Consider the following 16,754-nt stretch of genomic DNA (forward strand, 5'->3'; position numbering starts at 1 on the left):
TTACTTCCTCTTCGACCTGGACAGCGTCCGGCGCAGCCGCGCGCCGACGCCGGACTTCGGTTCCCACAGGGGGGCCGTCGTGATCACGAGCCGGCCCTTCGTGTTCGGGTCCGCCGCGACCCGGTGCGGGTTCGTGCTCCCCCAGCGTCGCGCCAGCGGCATCGGCAGCCCGTCGGTGCGGACGGGGATCTCGTACGTGGAGCCCGCCACGTCCACGTAGAGGCGCAGCCCCCGCTTGGACTTCGCGGCCGCCAGCGGGATGCGGGCGGTCAGCAGGGTACCCCCGCCCTCCTCGTCGGCCTCGGCGGTGAGCGTGCCGCTCCGCCGGGGGCGCGGCACGTCCCCGGGCAGCTTGCGCGCACCGGCCTTGTCCGCACTCTGCGGCAGGGCGCCCTGGGCGAGGGCGACAACGGCCGAGGACGTGTCGCCGGTGACGCCGGTGCGCAGTCCGACGACGAGAGAGATCTCCTCGCCCTGCTGGTCCCAGGCTGCGGAGCGCAGCCGCGTGCCGGCGGAGAGACGGCCGGAGACCGACTCCGTCGCCTCGTACCACCGCTCGTCCAGACCCACGGCCGGATCGCGGAAGCCGGGGTAGAGGGCGAAGGCACGCTCGCCCTCCAGCAGGAAGGGCGGCGCGCCGTGCGCCGTCTCGTCCGCGATGGCGCGGGTCAGTTCCCCGACGGCACCGCTGCGGGCCAGGCCGAAGCGCACCCGGCGCTTGACCCCGGTGCCGTCGCGGAGGCCGTCGGTGAGGTAGGTGTCCACGAGCGCGCCGACGCCCTCGCTCACCTCGCGCCGGGTGGCGAGGTCGAGGGCGGGAAAGTCTTTCTGCAGGAGCTTGGAGAGCTCCCAGTCGAAGTGCCGCTTCAGGACCGCGTCCCGCCGGGGGCCGGCCGGGATCAGAGCAGCCGTGTGCTCCATGATCCGGCCGGTGCAGCGGAGCCGGGCCACGTGGTCCGCGCGATAGGTGATGTTGCTGGCGTCGCCCCGCTTGACCGCGTAATAGCAGATGTAGTCCGAGATCACGGAAATCTTCCGGGCGCGGACACAGGCCTCGATGGTGAACGGCTGGTCGCTTCCGACCGGCATGTCCTCGGGGAAGCGGAGCCCGTACTGCTCCACCAATTCCCGGCGGAAGAGTTTGGTGTTGGACAGCGTGAAAGGGAGATCGGGATCCGCCAGGGTGACGTCGCGATTTCCGGTGTACAGCTTCTGGTGGACGTAACGCCCGTTCGTGCCCACCATCTTGCCGATGACCACGTCGGATTCGTGCGCGTCGGCGTAGGAGACCATGCGCTCCAGCGCCTCCTCGCCGAGGTGGTCGTCGGAGCCGATGAAGTAGACGTAGCGTCCGGTGGCCAGCTCCAGCGCCCGGTTGCTGGGAGCCGCGGGACCGCCGGAGTTGGGCTGGTGAACGACCGTGAAGACGTCCGGGTACCGCTCGGCGAAGCGGTCGAGCTCCTTACCGCTGTCGTCCGTCGAACCGTCGTCCACCGCGACGACCTGGAGCCGCTGAAGACCGATGCTCTGGCCCACCAGCGAATCGAGACACTCGGTGAGGTACGGCATCGTGTTGTAGACGGCTACGACGACCGTGACATCGGGTCTGGTCACCTATTCGATCCCTGCTTCTCTTCGCTGCCCGTCGTGATCCGCACCGTGGTGCTGGACGTCGCGGACTCCAGTACGGCCGCCGCCACCTCCACCGTACGAAGCCCCTGGCGCAGTGTGCAGATGTCGGCGGGCTTGCCCTGCACAGCGTCGCGGAACAGCTCGTGCTCGACAAGCAGCGGCTCGCGCTTGGGGATGGCGTAGCGGATCATGTCGCCCTCGGCGACGCCGCGGAAGGCGCGCAGCGCCTCCCACTCGGTGGCGACGGCGGCGTTGGAGTGGAACGTGAGGTCGGCGGTCAGCGTGTCGGCGATGAAGCAGCCGCGCTCGCCGGTGACCGAGGTGAAGCGCTCCTTGAGCGGGCTCAGCCAGTTGACCAGGTGGTTGACCATGGTGCCGTCGGACAGCTGGCCGACCGCGGAGACCATGTCCTCGTGGGCGCGCCCCGACTTGGAGACGGTGTGCGCGGCGATCGAGGCGTACGTCTGGCCGGTGACCCAGCCCGTGAGGTCGATGTCGTGGGTGGCCAGGTCCTTGACCACGCCGACGTCCGCGATGCGGTGCGGGAAGGGGCCCTGGCGGCGGGTGACGACCTGGTAGACGTCGCCCAGCTCGCCGGACTCCAGGCGGGCGCGGAGGGAGAGGAGTGCGGGGTTGCAGCGTTCGATGTGGCCGACGCCCGCGACCAGGCCGCGTGACTCGAAGGCCTCGACGAGGCGGCGGGCGCCTTCGACGGTGTCCGCGAGCGGCTTCTCGATCAGGGCGCCGACCCCGGCGTCGGCGAGCTGGAGGCCGACCTGCTCGTGCAGTGCGGTCGGGCAGGCCACGACGGCGTAGTCGACGCCGAGGGCGAGCAGTTCCTCGACGGTGGAGAGCACGGGGGCGCCCTGGGCCCAGCCGTTCTTGTCGCCCATCGGGTCGACGACGCCGACCAGTTCGACGCCCTCCAGACCCGCGAGGACACGGGCGTGGTTGCGGCCCATGGAGCCGAGGCCGACGAGCCCGGCCTTCAGTACGGCACTCACAGCTTCTCCCCCAGGGAGTTCACGGCGGTCACGATGCGCTCCAAGTCGTTCCGGGTGAGGGAGGGGTGCACGGGCAGCGAGACGACCTCGGCGGCGGCCTTCTCGGTCTCGGGCAGGTCCCAGGTGCGGCCCGCCTTCTGGTCCGGCTCCCAGTAGGGCTTCAGGCGGTGGATCGGCGTCGGGTAGTAGACCGCGTTGCCGACGCCCGCCTCGGTGAGGTGGGCCATCGCGGCGTCCCGGTCGCCCTGGATGCGCACGGTGTACTGGTGGTAGACGTGCCGGGCGCCCTCGGCGACCGGCGGGGTGGTGACGCCGGGGGCGGTGATGTGGGCGTCGAGGTGGGCGGCGTTGGCGCGGCGCTGCTCGGTCCAGCCGTCCAGCTTGCCGAGCTGTACGCGGCCGACGGCGGCGGAGACGTCGGTCATCCGCATGTTGGCGCCGACGATCTCGTTGGCGTAGCGCTGCTCCATGCCCTGGTTGCGCAGCAGGCGCAGGGTACGGGCCAGTTCGGCGTCGGCGGTGGAGACCATGCCGCCCTCGAGGGAGTGCATGTTCTTCGTCGGGTAGAAGCTGAAGGTCCCGCCGGAGCCGAACGCGCCGACGGGGGTGCCGTTCAGCGCCGCCGCGTGGGCCTGGCAGGCGTCCTCGACCACGGCGAGCCCGTGCTTCTCGGCGATGGGCATGAGCCGGTCCATCGCGGCGGGGTGGCCGTAGAGGTGGACCGGCATGATCGCGGCGGTGCGCGGTGTGATCGCGGCTTCGACGGCGGCCGGGGAGAGGTTGAAGCTGCCGGGCTCGATGTCGGCGAAGACCACGTCGGCGCCGACCAGGCGGACCGCGTTGGCAGAGGCCGCGAAGGAGAAGGAGGGGACGATCACCTCGTCGCCCGGTCCGATGCCCAGGGCGAGGAGCAGCAGGTGCAGGGCCGAGGTGCCCGAGTTGACGGCGACGCAGTGCCGGCCGTCGACCAGCCGCGAGAAGCCCTCCTCGAAGGCCGCGACCTCCGGGCCCTGCACGACGCGACCGCTGCGCAGCACGCGTACGGCCGCCTCGATCTCGTCTTCTCCGATGACCGGACGGGCAGCAGGGATCGGCTGCTCGTTGATGCTCGTCATGGACGTCCTCCTTGAACACCGCAAGAGCTCGTTACCAGGCAGAGCTCTGAGGTGCGGGGCGCCCTACGAGGTCGCGCGTAACCCCACCGGCGTTATGCCGACGCCCTGCCGAGGAATCTGGTCCGGTCGGAATCGTCACCGGGCCTGGTCACCGCCTGTAGTTTCGTTCAGAAAACTCCCAGGTATGGCAACCGTCGTCACATTATCAGGGATTTCCCGACCCATTTCGGACCCGTTAACCGGGACTTGCATCAGTTCTGAAACAAAGCAGGTGTCCCGCTCCCCTGCGCTCGGAGCGGGACACCTGAAAGTGAACGACCGGTTACGGCGTCGTCAGCCGGCCGACTGCTCGCCCTCCGCCGAGGACGCGGAGGCGGTTACGGAAGGCGACGACTGCTCGGCGGCGACGGTCTTCTTCGTCGCCTTCTTCGCGGCCGTCTTGGCCGTCGTCTTCTTCGCGGTCGTCTTCTTGGCGGCGGTCTTCTTGGCCGCCGCCTTCTTCGCCGGGGCCTTCTTGGCGGCGGCCTTACGGGCCGTCTTCTTCGCCGGGGCCGCTTCCGCGGACCCGTCCGCGGAAGCGGCCTCCGGGGCGTCCGGGGCCTGAGCCGCGGGAGCCTCGGAGCCGGAGCCCGTGGACGCCTCCGGGTTCACGGAGACCTCCTGGTCCTCGGGCGGCGACGCGACCACGACCACGGCGGCCTCGTCCGTACCGGAGGGCGAGCCCGCCGGTGCGGTGGCCTTACGGGTCGCCCGGCGGCGGGCACGCGGCGGGGCGGCCGCCTGCGGGGCCTCCACCGGCTCGGCCTCGGGAGCCTTCTCGGTCTCGGCCGCCCGGGGCGCGGGGGCCTCGACGACCGGGTCCTCGACGGCGACCGGATCCGTGGCGGGCTCGGCCGGCTGGACCGGCTCGGCGGCCTCGGCCTGCTTCGGCGAGCCCGCCGGGGCGGACGCCTTACGGGTGGCCCGGCGGCGGGTACGCCCCTGGGGCGCGGCCTCGGCCGGAGCCTCGGCAACGGGGGTCTCCGCCACCGGGGTTCCGGGAACGGGGGCCTCCGTCGCCGGGGTCTCCGCGACCGGCTCGGGCGCGGCGTCGGCTGCGGCAGCCTCGGCGGGCGCCTCCGCGGTGGGCGCGCCGGCCGGGGCCGACGCCCTGCGGGAGGCCCGGCGCCGACCACGGCGCGAGGCGGCCGCCTCGGCCTCGGCGGGGCTGCTGTAGAACTCCTCGTCGGCGGTGGTCCCGGACTCCACGGCCACCGGGGCGGCGACCTCGGCGGCCAGTTCGGCCTCGGTCTCCGTCTCGGCGGGTTCGGCCGGGGCCTCGTCGTGAGCGTGCTCGTGGCCGTGCTCGTGATCCTGGCCCGAGGAGCCCCGGCCGCGCTTGCGGGACTTCTTGCCGCCGCCACCGCCACCAGGGGCCGTCGGCTGCTCCATGTGGACGATGACGCCGCGCCCGTTGCAGTGGACGCAGGTCTCGGAGAAGGACTCCAGCAGACCCTGGCCCACCCGCTTGCGGGTCATCTGGACCAGGCCCAGCGAGGTGACCTCGGCGACCTGGTGCTTGGTGCGGTCCCGGCCCAGGCACTCCAGCAGACGCCGCAGCACCAGGTCCCGGTTGGACTCCAGCACCATGTCGATGAAGTCGACGACGACGATGCCGCCGAGGTCGCGCAGCCGCAGCTGGCGCACGATCTCCTCGGCCGCCTCCAGGTTGTTCCTGGTGACGGTCTCCTCCAGGTTGCCGCCCTGGCCGGTGAACTTGCCGGTGTTGACGTCGACGACGACCATCGCCTCGGTCTTGTCGATCACCAGCGAACCGCCGCTGGGCAGGTAGACCTTGCGGTCCAGCGCCTTCATCAGCTGTTCGTCGATGCGGTACGTCGCGAAGACGTCGACCTCGGAGGTCCAGCGGGAGAGTCGTTCGGTGAGGTCCGGCGCGACGTGCGCGACGTAACCGTGGATGGTCTCCCACGCCTCGTCGCCGCTGACGATGACCTTGGAGAAGTCCTCGTTGAAGATGTCGCGGACGACCCGGACGGTCATGTCCGGCTCGCCGTAGAGCAGCGTCGGCGCGTTGGAGGCGCTGGTGCCCTTCGCCTTCTTCTGGATGTCCGCCCACTGCTGCTGGAGCCGCTCGACGTCACGGCGCAGTTCGTCCTCGCTCGCGCCCTCGGCGGCGGTGCGCACGATGACGCCCGCGTCCTCGGGGACGATCTTCTTGAGGATCGTCTTGAGGCGGGAGCGCTCGGTGTCGGGCAGCTTGCGGCTGATCCCGGTCATCGAACCCTCGGGCACGTAGACCAGGTAGCGGCCGGGCAGCGAGACCTGGCTGGTGAGGCGGGCGCCCTTGTGGCCGATCGGGTCCTTGGTCACCTGGACCAGGACCGACTGGCCGGACTTGAGCGCGGTCTCGATGCGGCGCGGCCCGTGGGCCATGCCGAGCGCCTCGAAGTTGACCTCACCGGCGTAGAGGACGGCGTTGCGGCCCTTGCCGATGTCGACGAAGGCGGCCTCCATCGACGGCAGGACGTTCTGGACCTTACCCAGGTAGACGTTGCCGACGTAGCTGGTGGACTGCTCCTTGTTGACGTAGTGCTCGACGAGCACGTTGTCCTCGAGGACGCCGATCTGGGTGCGCTCGCCGTTCTGCCGGACGACCATCACGCGCTCGACGGCCTCGCGGCGCGCCAGGAACTCCGCCTCGGTGACGATCGGGACGCGGCGGCGGCCCTGCTCGCGGCCCTCGCGGCGGCGCTGCTTCTTGGCCTCCATCCGGGTCGACCCCTTGATGGACTGGACCTCGTCGAAGCCGGTGCCCGGTTCGCGCTCCTCCTTCTTGCGGGGCTCGCGGACCTTGACGACCGTACGCTCCGGGTCGTCGGAGCCGTTGTCGGTGTCGGCGGCCCCGTCTCCGCTGCGACGCCGGCGACGGCGACGGCGGCGGCTGCTGCTCGACCCGGACGCGGCCGCGGAGTCGTCGTCCTCGTCGCTCTCCTCGGCGTCCCGCTCCTGGGCGGACTCGTCCTCGGCGCGGGCCTCGTCGGAGGGGGACGGCGTCCGCGCGTCGTCCGCGTTCTGCTCGGCCTCGTCGGTGTCACCGGCCTCGCCGCGACGGCGGCGGCGGCCACCGCGACGGCGACGGCGCGAGGGTCGGTCGCCGTACTCGTCGGTGTCCTCGCCCTCCTGCTCGGCGTCCGTCTCGGCCTCTACGGGCTCCTCCACCACGACGGCGGACTCGGCGGCCTGCTCGGCCTCGACGGCCTCGCCACGGCGGCGGCGACGGCGGCGCGAGCCGCCCTGCGGAGCCGCCTCGGCGGGTGCGGGGCTCTGCTCGGCCTCGGCGGTCTGCTGCTCCTCGGCCTCGTCCACCTCGTCGTACGGCGCGGCGGAACCGGCCGCGGCAGCGGCGGCGGCCGCCGTCTCGGGGGTCTGGAACATGGGCTCGGCGAAGACCGGCGCCTGGAAGACGGCGACCGCGGGGCGGGTCGCGCGACGGTCCTTACGGCTGGGCTCCTGCGCCTTCGCGGTGAACTCGGGGCTCCCCGCGGCGGCGGTGGCCCGGCGGCGCTGGCGGCCGCGCGGGGCCGCCTCCTGGACCTCGTCGGTCTCGGCCGCCAACTCCTCGGCGACCGCGGCGGGCAGGCTCTCGCCGGTCCCGGCGGACTCCGCCGCGGCGTCCTCCGCCCGGGGGGCTCCGGCGGGCGCGGTGGCCTTGCGCGAGGCGCGACGGCGGACACGCGGGGCGGAGGTCTCCGCCGCGGCCTCCACCTCGGCGGCGGGGGCGACCGGTGCGGGCTCGGCGACCGGTGCGGGCTCGGCGGCCGGTTCGGCGACGGGGGCGGCGGCCTGGGGCGCACCGGCGGGGGCCGAGGCCCGGCGGCGGGTGCGGCCACGCGGGGCCTCGGCGGCGGGCGCCGCGGTGTCCGGCTCCGCGGCGGGCTCGGCGAGTGCGGCGGGCTCGGCCTCGGCGGGGGTCTCGGCGGGCAGCGGGGCGCTCTCGGGCGCGGAGGCCTTGCGGGAGGCGCGACGGCGGCGGGGCGCCGGGGTCTCGTCGGCGGCCGCCGTCCCGGTCTCGGGGACGGACTCCGCCGCGGCCTCGGCCGACTGCGGGGCGCCGGCCGGGGCGGTCGCCTTGCGGACCGCGCGGCGGCGGGTGCGCGGCGCGGCCTCGGCGGGCGCGTCAGGCTCCGCCACGGCGGGCGCGTCGGGTGCGGCGGCGACCGGGGCCGGTGCGGCCTCGGCGGGCTCCACCGGTGCGGGGGCGCCCGCGGGCGCGGCGGCCTTGCGGACGGCGCGGCGGCGGGTGCGGGCGGGCGGGGCGGTCTCGGCGACCGGGGCGTCGGGTGTGTCGTCCACCGCCGGGGCGGCGGACTCGGCGGCCGGTATGGCCGGAGCGAGGTCCGCGGCGGGCGTCCCGGCCGCGCCGGGCGGACCGGCGGGGCGGGAGGCGGCGCGGCGCCTGCGGCGCGGCGGCAGCTTGTCCCCGGGGGTGTTCTCTTCGTTGTTCCCGGTCGTGCCGGGTTCGTTCGGCTGAGGCATGCGGGCGGTTCTCCCGTCGTGCTCCCGGGCGCCGCGTCTGATTCCGGTCCGGCTCGGGCCGCTGTGCTGCGGCAGGGCCGTCCGGGGCGCGGGCGCCGCACGGGAGCTGATGTCTGGCTCGCCGGTTCCGTATGCGGTGTGCGTACGGCCTGGCGAAAGTCTTGTGGGTCAGTGCGCGGCCCGACCCAGGGGCCCCGGGTCGGAGGGCTGCGCTACAACGACCGCCTTACGCGGAACCTGCACCTTCCGGCGCCGTCGCGACGGCTGCCCCGGCGACCGCGGGTTGTGCGGTCGGGGCGGCCTCGCGGTCGGGCGCGAGCGGGTCGGTCACCGTGCCGGACTCCTCGTCGAAGAGCCCCTGCGCCAGCCTCGTCACCGCGGCGGGGACGGGCGGCGCCAGGTCGGCCACAGCTCGGAGACCGGACAGGACGTCGTCGGGTCGAACGGCAGGTGTCACGTGCCGAACAACCAGCCGCAGTATCGCACAGGGCCGCTCCCCGGGCCTATCGACGGCGGATTCGAGGACCCGCAGGTCGGCGACGGCGGCGCGGGCGTCGAAGGTCCGGACGCCGTTCTTCGCCTTGCGCTGGACCTCGACGGTCCCGGCGTCGTTGAAGGCGGCCACGGCCGCGCGGGCGTCCTCGGGGTCGACGCCGTCCAGGCGTGTCTCCCAGACGGAGGCGGTCAGCCGCTCGGCGAGGCCCGGGGTGCGGGCCTCCACCGCGTCGACGATGTCGAGGCCGTCCGGCATCGAGGCGTCGAGCAGTCCGCGCAGCACCTCGGGGTCCCGCGTCTCGGTGAGGGCGATCTCCAGGAACTCGGCCTCACTGCCGGTGCCGGTGGGTGCGGCGTTGGCGTAGCTGACCTTGGGGTGCGGGGTGAAGCCCGCCGAATACGCCATCGGCACCTCGGAGCGGCGAAGGGCCCGCTCGAAGGCCCGCTGGAAGTCGCGGTGGCTGGTGAACCGGAGGCGGCCGCGCTTGGTGTAGCGCAGTCGGATGCGCTGCACTGCCGGTGCGGGCGGCGGGCCTTCGGGCTGTCGCTTGCCCAGTGGTTCTTCTCCTCGGTGCGGGGCGGGCGCGGTGGCGCGCCGCCCACGAAATACGGGGTGGACCCCGGGGTGCCGCTCCGGCTCACACCCGCTCGGCGAAGTTCTCGCCGGGCGGGGCGCTCTCGGATGCCTGCGCCGCGCTGGGGACAGTCGTTGTACTACCCAGAGTACGCGCAGCGATCCCCACCGGTTCCCTTGACCGCGCGCCGCTCGCGCCGCCGTCCCGTGCCGGCGTACGGATTCCCGGGCGGCGGCGAGGGCCGAACGGGCGGCGCGGCCCGCCTCTCCCGCCACCGGAGCCGGGCGGTGCGGGCGGCGCCGGGCCCGTCCGCGCGGAACGGGATCGCGAGCCTCCGGCACCACGGCCGCGGGGACGCCGCAGGCCCGGTCCGGAAACCCCGGACCGGGCCTGACGTCGTCGCGGCGCCGTGCGGGCGGCGCTACTTGTTGACCACGCTGAGCGGCAGGAGCTTCTTGCCGGTCGGGCCGATCTGGATGTCCAGGTCGAGCTGCGGGCAGACGCCGCAGTCGAAGCAGGGGGTCCAGCGGCAATCCTCGACCTCGGTCTCGTCGAGCGCGTCCTGCCAGTCCTCCCAGAGCCATTCCTTGTCCAGGCCGGAGTCGAGGTGGTCCCAGGGCAGGACCTCCTCGTAGGTGCGCTCGCGGGTGGTGTACCAGGCGACGTCGACCCCGTACTCGGGGAGCGTCTTCTCGGCGCAGTTCATCCAGAGGTCGTAGCTGAAGTGCTCGCGCCAGCCGTCGAAGCGGCCGCCGGACTCGTAGACCGCGCGGATGACGGAGCCGACCCGGCGGTCACCGCGTGAGAGCAGGCCCTCGACGACTCCGGGCTTGCCGTCGTGGTAGCGGAAGCCGATGGAGCGGCCGTACTTCTTGTCGCCGCGGATCTTGTCCCGGAGCTTCTTCAGCCGGGCGTCGGTCTCCTCCGCGCTCAGCTGCGGGGCCCACTGGAAGGGGGTGTGCGGCTTGGGCACGAAGCCGCCGATGGAGACGGTGCAGCGGATGTCGTTCTGGCCGGAGACCTCGCGGCCCTTGGCGATGACGTTGACCGCCATGTCCCCGATCTGGAGGACGTCCTCGTCGGTCTCGGTGGGCAGCCCGCACATGAAGTACAGCTTCACCTGCCGCCAGCCGTTGCCGTAGGCGGTGGCGACGGTCCGGATCAGGTCCTCCTCGGAGACCATCTTGTTGATGACCTTGCGCATCCGCTCGGAGCCGCCCTCGGGGGCGAAGGTGAGCCCGGAGCGGCGGCCGTTGCGGGTCAGCTCGTTGGCCAGGTCGACGTTGAACGCGTCGACCCGGGTGGAGGGCAGCGAGAGGCCGACCTTGTCCTCGGTGTAGCGGTCGGCGAGGCCCTTGGCGATGTCACCGATCTCGCTGTGGTCCGCGGAGGAGAGCGAGAGCAGGCCGACCTCCTCGAAACCGGTCGCCTTGAGGCCCTTGTCGACCATCTCCCCGATGCCGGTGATGCTCCGCTCCCGCACGGGGCGCGTGATCATGCCGGCCTGGCAGAAACGGCAGCCTCGGGTGCAGCCGCGGAAGATCTCCACGGACATCCGCTCGTGCACGGTCTCGGCGAGCGGGACGAGGGGCTGCTTGGGGTAGGGCCACTCGTCGAGGTCCATCACGGTGTGCTTGGAGACCCGCCACGGCACGCCGGAGCGGTTGGGCACGACGCGGCCGATGCGGCCGTCGGGGAGGTACTCGACGTCGTAGAAGCGCGGGACGTAGACGCCGCCGGTCTTCGACAGCCGGAACAGCACCTCGTCGCGGCCGCCGGGGCGGCCCTCGGCCTTCCAGGCGCGGATGATGTCGGTGATCTCCAGGACGGCCTGCTCACCGTCGCCGATGACCGCGCAGTCGATGAAGTCCGCGACCGGCTCGGGGTTGAACGCGGCGTGGCCGCCCGCGACGACGATCGGATGGTCCACCGTGCGGTCCCCGGCTTCCAGCGGGATGCCCGCGAGGTCCAGGGCGGTGAGCATGTTGGTGTAGCCCAGCTCGGTGGAGAAGCTGAGGCCGAAGACGTCGAACGCGCCGACGGGGCGGTGGCTGTCCACGGTGAACTGCGGCACGTCGTGCTCGCGCATCAGCTCTTCGAGGTCGGGCCAGACGCTGTAGGTGCGCTCGGCGAGGACGCCCTCGCGTTCGTTCAGTACCTCGTAGAGGATCATGACGCCCTGGTTGGGCAGCCCGACCTCGTAGGCGTCGGGGTACATCAGGGTCCAGCGGACGTCACAGCTGTCCCAGTCCTTGACGGTGGAGTTCAGCTCACCGCCGACGTACTGGATGGGCTTCTGCACATGCGGGAGCAGAGCTTCGAGCTGTGGGAAGACCGATGCGGCAGACATCTCGCGAACCTTCGTGAGCCGGCAGGGGTGACCATCCAGCCTACCCCGCGTCTCAGGGTTTCAGATCCGCCCGCAGTACGGGGTCCGAGGCCCGGGCCCACACCTCGGGAAGCTCGCGCTCGCGGGCGTCGGCGGCCGCCTCCTCCCGGCCGTACAGCAGCCCCCAGGTGAAGGCGGTCTCCCCCGCCGCGTGCGCCTGGACGCCGAGGGTGCGCAGGGCCTCGCGGGCGACGACGCTGTCCTGGTGGTCGCCGAGTACGGTCTGCACGGCCTTCATGCGCCTGGCGAACCTCGCGGCGGGCTTGCCGAGGGCGGGCCGCGCGGCCTCCCCCGCGTACCGGGCGCGCTTGGCGGCCTTGCGGGCCTCGTGCATCGCCGTGTCCCGCTCGGGCCCCGCCTCCCGGTCCAGGGCGTCGCCGATGCGGGCGGCGAGCCGGTCGTAGTCCTTGAGCACGGCCTTGGGCAGGACCTTCTCCGCCTTGCGGGAGGCGGCGGGGCGCAGCGGCGGGTCGGCGGTGAGCGCGTCGAGGGCGTCCAGGAGGGCCAGATACCGCTCGCCGTCCAGGACGTCGGCGATCCTGCGGCGCGATCCGGTGCGGCGGGCGGCCGACCAGGCGCCCAGCCGGTTCTCGACCGGTCCGAGGACCAGGGGTGCGGGCAGCGCCCCGATCCGGGCGCCGAGCCGGTCGTCCAGGACCTCCTGGTCGCGGTCGACGCCCAGTTCGGCGGCGAGCCACTTCAGCTCGGCGCCCAGGGGGCCGGTGGCCTCGCGGTCGAGGACGGTCCGGTACGTCGTGAAGGCGCTGCGCAGCCGCCGGGTGGCGACGCGCATCTTGTGCACGGAGTCGGGCAGGTCACGGCGGACGGCGGGGTCGAGCGCGACGATGGCGCGGATCTGCTCCCGCACGTACGCGAGGACGTGGTCGCCCGCGGTGCGGGGCTCCCGCGGCCGCGCCGGCGGATCGCCGGGTCCGGTCTCCGCCAGCGCCCTGGCGAGCTTGGAGGACGACGTCGCCGGGAGCACCCCGGCCTTGCGGAGCCGCTTCTCGACGGCGTCGAGGAAGGCGGGGTCGCCGTCGTCGGCCAGCTCGACCTCGATCTCGGTCCAGGTGGCCGTGGTGCCGGTCCCCTCCCCCGCGAGGCGTTCGGCGAGGACGGTGTCGACGCTGACCTCGGCGAGGAGGGTGCCGTCCTCGGCGAGCAGGTGCTGGACGTCGCGGGAGGAGAGCAGCCGGACGACGGGGGCCAGTTCGGCGTGGCGGACCCGGGAGCGGAGCAGGGCGGCCAGCGGGGGCGGCGGAGTGTCGGAGAGCGGTTCGTGGATCTCGTCCCGGATGCCGACGGCGACGGGGAACTTCGCGTGCCAGCCCGCGTCGGACCCGCCGGTCCTGCGGCGCAGGGTGAGGGAGTCGGCCGCGAGGCGCAGGTCGGCGGTGTCCCAGTACACGGCGTCCAGCTCGCTCCGGCCGCGGGCGACCGCCTCACCGACCCCGGCCACCCGGCCGAGGCCGGGCAGCCGGGTGCCGTCGTTGGCCTCGTACTTCCGCTCGATCTCGCGCTTGGTGTCCGCCATGTACGGACAGGTACCCGGATGGGCGCGTTTCAGGCGGACATCGGCCGTTGCACCCGGATCGACTGGAGCAGTCCGACCGCGACCCAGACGGCGAACATCGAGGACCCTCCGTAGGAGACGAAGGGCAGCGGCAGTCCGGCGACCGGCATGATGCCGAGCGTCATGCCGATGTTCTCGAAGGACTGGAAGGCGAACCAGGCGATGATCCCGGCGGCGACGACCGTGCCGTACAGCTCGGTGGTGTCGCGGGCGATGGCGCAGGCGCGCCACAGGACGATGCCGAGGAGGACGATGATCAGCCCGGCGCCGAGGAAGCCCAGCTCCTCACCAGCGACGGTGAAGACGAAGTCGGTCTGCTGCTCGGGGACGAACTGGCCGGTGGTCTGGGTGCCCTCGAAGAGGCCGGTGCCGGTGAGCCCGCCGGAGCCGATCGCGATCCGGGCCTGGTTGGTGTTGTAGCCGACGCCCGCCGGGTCGAGCGCCGGGTTGGCGAAGGCGGCGAACCGGGCGATCTGGTAGTCGTCGAGCAGTCCGAGCTGCCAGACGGACAGGGCTCCGACCGCGCCCGCGCCGATGAGGCCGAGGACCCAGCGGTTGGAGGCGCCGGAGGCGAGCAGGACGCCGAGGACGATGACGGCCATGACCATCACCGAGCCGAGGTCCGGCATCAGCATGACGACGGCCATGGGGATCGCCGCGAGCCCGAGCGCCTTGGCGACGGTGCGGTGGTCGGGGTGGGCCTGGTCCCCCGCGTCGACCCGGGCGGCCAGCAGCATCGCCATCACCAGGATGATGGTGATCTTGGTGAACTCCGAGGGCTGGATCGAGAAGCCCGCCGGGAGCTTGATCCACGCGTGGGCGCCGTTGATCGTGGTGCCCAGCGGGGTCAGGACGGCCGCGACCAGCAGCACGGAGATGCCGTAGAGGATCGGGACGGCCCCGCGCAGGGTGCGGTGGCCGAGCCAGATCGTGCCGACCATCAGGGCCAGGCCGATGCCGGTGTTCATGGCGTGGCGCAGCAGGAAGAAGTACGGGTCGCCCTGGGTGAGGTGGTCGCGGTTGCGGGTCGCGGACCACACGAGCAGCGAGCCGAGGAAGGAGAGCGCGAGCGCGGCCGAGAGCAGCGGCCAGTCCAGCCGCCGGACGACGGAGTCGCGGGCGGTCAGCCTGGCCCAGGAGCCGCGCTCGGGGGCGTACCGGGAGACGGAGAAGCCACCTGCCATCAGGGCCGCCTCCCCGTGGACGCCGGTGATCCGGTGAGTCCGGGCTGGCCCGGGGGCTGCGGCACCACGAGTTCGGGGTTCGCCTCGGTGCCTTCCGGCTGGGTCGGCCGGGGCTTGTACGGCTTGACCTTCGGGGCGTCGATCGAGCCGTCGGGCTGGATCTTCGGCAGCGCCTTCTGCGGCTGCGGCAGCAGGGCCTTCTTCGGGTCCTGCTTGCCCGCGGCGTCCAGGCCGTAGAGCGCGTCGTAGATCTTGCGGACGGCGGGTCCGGAGGCGCCGGAGCCGGTGCCGCCCTGGGAGATCGTCATGACGATGGTGTAGTCGTCGGTGTAGGTCGCGAACCACGAGGTGGTCTGCTTGCCGTACACCTGGGCGGTGCCGGTCTTGGCGCGCATCGGGATCTTGTCCTGAGGCCAGCCGTTGAAGCGCCAGGCCGCGGTACCGCCGGGCTCGACCACCGACCGCAATCCCTTGTCGAGGTCCTTGACGGTCTGGGCGTTGATGGGGAGCTTGCCGGTGGACTTGGGCTTGATCTCCTGGACCGACTTGCCGTCCGGGCTGATCACGGCCTTGCCGACGGTGGGCGCGTAGAGAGTGCCGCCGTTGCTGATCGCCGCGTAGGCGGTGGCCATCTGGATGGGCGTGACGAGCACGTCACCCTGGCCGATGGCGTAGTTGATGCTGTCGTAGGCCTTGAGCTGGTTGCCTTCGAGGCAGCTCTCGTAGGCGATCTGCTGCACGTAGGTGCCGCCCTTCTTGCCCTCCTTGCACCAGGCGTCCTTGTTCGCCTTCCAGAAGTCCTGCTTCCACTGCCGGTCGGGGATGCGGCCGGTGACCTCGTTGGGCAGGTCGATGCCGGTCTCGCCGCCGAGCCCGAAGTCCCGGGCGGTGCGGTAGAACCAGTTCTTGGCGTCCTTCTTCGGCTTTATGCCGCCGTCCTTCGCCCACTCGTCGTGGCCGAGGCGGTAGAAGACCGTGTTGCAGGAGTACTTGAGCGCGTCCCCGAGGGTGATGGGGCCGTGCCCCTGGGACTCGAAGTTGGCGAAGGTCTGGTTGCCGAGGCTGTAGGAGCTGCTGCAGTTGTAGCGGTCGTCGAAGCCGTACCCGGCCCGCACGGCGGCGCTCGCGGAGACCACCTTGAAGATCGACCCGGCGGGCGCCTGGCCCTGGATGCCCCGGTTGAGCAGCGGGTAGTTGGACTTCTTGCCGGTGAGCTTGGCGTACTCCTTGCCGGAGATGCCGCCGACCCAGGCGTTGGGGTCGTAGTCGGGCTGGGAGGCCATGGAGACGACGCGGCCGGTCTTGGACTCCATCACGACGACGGCGCCCGAGTCCGCCTCGTACTTTCGACCGGTGATCTTGTCGGTCTCGCCGCGGACCGTCTTCATCGCGGCGGCCAGCTCGAACTCGGCCACCGCCTGCACCCGGGCGTCCAGGCTGGTGACGACGTTGGAGCCGGGGACTGCCGGGTCGTTCTCGGCCTCGCCCATGACGCGGCCGAGGTTGTCGACCTCGTAGCGGGTCACACCCGCCTTGCCGCGCAGCTCCTTGTCGTAGGTGCGCTCCAGACCGGAGCGGCCGACCTGGTCGGAGCGGAGGTAGGGCGAGGGGCCGTCCTTGGCCTTCTCGATCTCCTCGTCGGTGACGGGCGAGAGATAGCCGAGGACCTGCGCGGACTTCGCCTTGCCGGGGGCGGCGTAGCGGCGTACGGCGGTGGGTTCGGCGGTGATGCCGGGGAAGTCCTCGGCGCGTTCCCGGATCTGGAGGGCCTGCTGGGTGGTGGCCTCGTCGGTGACCGGGATCGGCTGGTAGGGCGAGCCGTTCCAGCAGGGCTGGGGGGTCTTGGAGTCGCAGAGACGGACCTTGTCCTGGACGTCCTTGGGCTCCATGTCCAGGACGTCGGCGAGCCGGGCGAGGACCCCGGCGCCGTCGTCCTTCATCTTCAGCAGCTCGGTCCGGCTGGCGGAGACGACGAGACGGGTCTCGTTGTCGGCCAGCGGCACGCCCCGGGCGTCGAGGATCGACCCGCGGACGGCGGGCTGGACGACCTGCTGGACGCCGTTGCCCGCCGCTTCGGCGGTGTACTCCTCGCCGTTGCGGATCTGGAGGTACCAGAGGCGGCCGCCGAGGGTGAGCAGCAGGGAGAAGACGAGGACCTGGATGACGATGAGCCGGATCTGGACCCGCTGGGTCCGCCCGGTCTCGGGAATGTTGCTCACGGGGCGCCCCCGGTGGTGGTCGGGCTGGGGGT

General features: G+C 72.5%; 9 protein-coding genes. All 9 read right to left on the reverse strand.

Going from position 1 to position 16,754, the window contains the following annotated elements; genetic code table 11:
• Window positions 1-1,614 (reverse strand): glycosyltransferase family 2 protein, encoded by a 1,614-nt coding sequence (locus ACIRRU_RS09815; protein WP_403678324.1) that lies wholly within the window; start codon window positions 1,612-1,614, stop codon window positions 1-3.
• On the reverse strand, window positions 1,611-2,636 hold the full coding sequence (locus ACIRRU_RS09820; RefSeq protein ID WP_403678326.1) for a Gfo/Idh/MocA family protein: 1,026 nt from the start codon (window positions 2,634-2,636) through the stop codon (window positions 1,611-1,613). Before ACIRRU_RS09820 ends, ACIRRU_RS09815 begins: the two co-directional genes overlap by 4 nt.
• Entirely contained in the window at window positions 2,633-3,751 is a 1,119-nt protein-coding gene (locus ACIRRU_RS09825) for a DegT/DnrJ/EryC1/StrS family aminotransferase (protein WP_403678327.1), read from the reverse strand. Before ACIRRU_RS09825 ends, ACIRRU_RS09820 begins: the two co-directional genes overlap by 4 nt.
• Window positions 3,752-4,084: 333 nt before the next feature.
• On the reverse strand, window positions 4,085-8,287 hold the full coding sequence (locus tag ACIRRU_RS09830) for an Rne/Rng family ribonuclease (RefSeq protein ID WP_403678329.1): 4,203 nt from the start codon (window positions 8,285-8,287) through the stop codon (window positions 4,085-4,087).
• A gap of 226 nt (window positions 8,288-8,513) precedes the next feature.
• Window positions 8,514-9,296 carry a TIGR03936 family radical SAM-associated protein gene (locus tag ACIRRU_RS09835; protein ID WP_403678331.1) on the reverse strand — a complete coding sequence of 261 codons (783 nt, stop codon included), beginning with the start codon at window positions 9,294-9,296 and terminating at the stop codon, window positions 8,514-8,516.
• Window positions 9,297-9,778: 482 nt separating this feature from the next.
• Window positions 9,779-11,707 (reverse strand): TIGR03960 family B12-binding radical SAM protein, encoded by a 1,929-nt coding sequence (locus ACIRRU_RS09840; protein ID WP_403678333.1) that lies wholly within the window; start codon window positions 11,705-11,707, stop codon window positions 9,779-9,781.
• A gap of 52 nt (window positions 11,708-11,759) precedes the next feature.
• On the reverse strand, window positions 11,760-13,280 hold the full coding sequence (locus ACIRRU_RS09845) for a CHAD domain-containing protein (protein ID WP_403678334.1): 1,521 nt from the start codon (window positions 13,278-13,280) through the stop codon (window positions 11,760-11,762).
• Window positions 13,281-13,309: 29 nt separating this feature from the next.
• Window positions 13,310-14,503, reverse strand: coding sequence for a rod shape-determining protein RodA (gene rodA / locus ACIRRU_RS09850; protein ID WP_403678336.1), 1,194 nt, complete (start codon window positions 14,501-14,503; stop codon window positions 13,310-13,312).
• Window positions 14,503-16,722, reverse strand: coding sequence for a penicillin-binding protein 2 (gene mrdA / locus ACIRRU_RS09855; RefSeq protein WP_403678337.1), 2,220 nt, complete (start codon window positions 16,720-16,722; stop codon window positions 14,503-14,505). The genes rodA and mrdA overlap by 1 nt, the downstream gene beginning before the upstream one ends.
• Between the last annotated feature and the right edge of the window lie 32 nt (window positions 16,723-16,754).

Origin of the sequence: Streptomyces sp. NPDC101181, assembly GCF_044767975.1 — a bacterium.
Lineage (GTDB): Bacteria > Actinomycetota > Actinomycetes > Streptomycetales > Streptomycetaceae > Streptomyces.

Excerpts from the sequence above, each read along its gene's own strand:
- ACIRRU_RS09825 (WP_403678327.1), bottom strand. The coding sequence starts at position 3,751 with ATGACGAGCATCAACGAGCAGCCGATCCCTGCTGCCCGTCCGGTCATC.
- ACIRRU_RS09845 (WP_403678334.1), bottom strand. The coding sequence starts at position 13,280 with ATGGCGGACACCAAGCGCGAGATCGAGCGGAAGTACGAGGCCAACGAC.
- ACIRRU_RS09830 (WP_403678329.1), bottom strand. The coding sequence starts at position 8,287 with ATGCCTCAGCCGAACGAACCCGGCACGACCGGGAACAACGAAGAGAAC.
- ACIRRU_RS09840 (WP_403678333.1), bottom strand. The coding sequence starts at position 11,707 with ATGTCTGCCGCATCGGTCTTCCCACAGCTCGAAGCTCTGCTCCCGCAT.
- rodA (WP_403678336.1), bottom strand. The coding sequence starts at position 14,503 with ATGGCAGGTGGCTTCTCCGTCTCCCGGTACGCCCCCGAGCGCGGCTCC.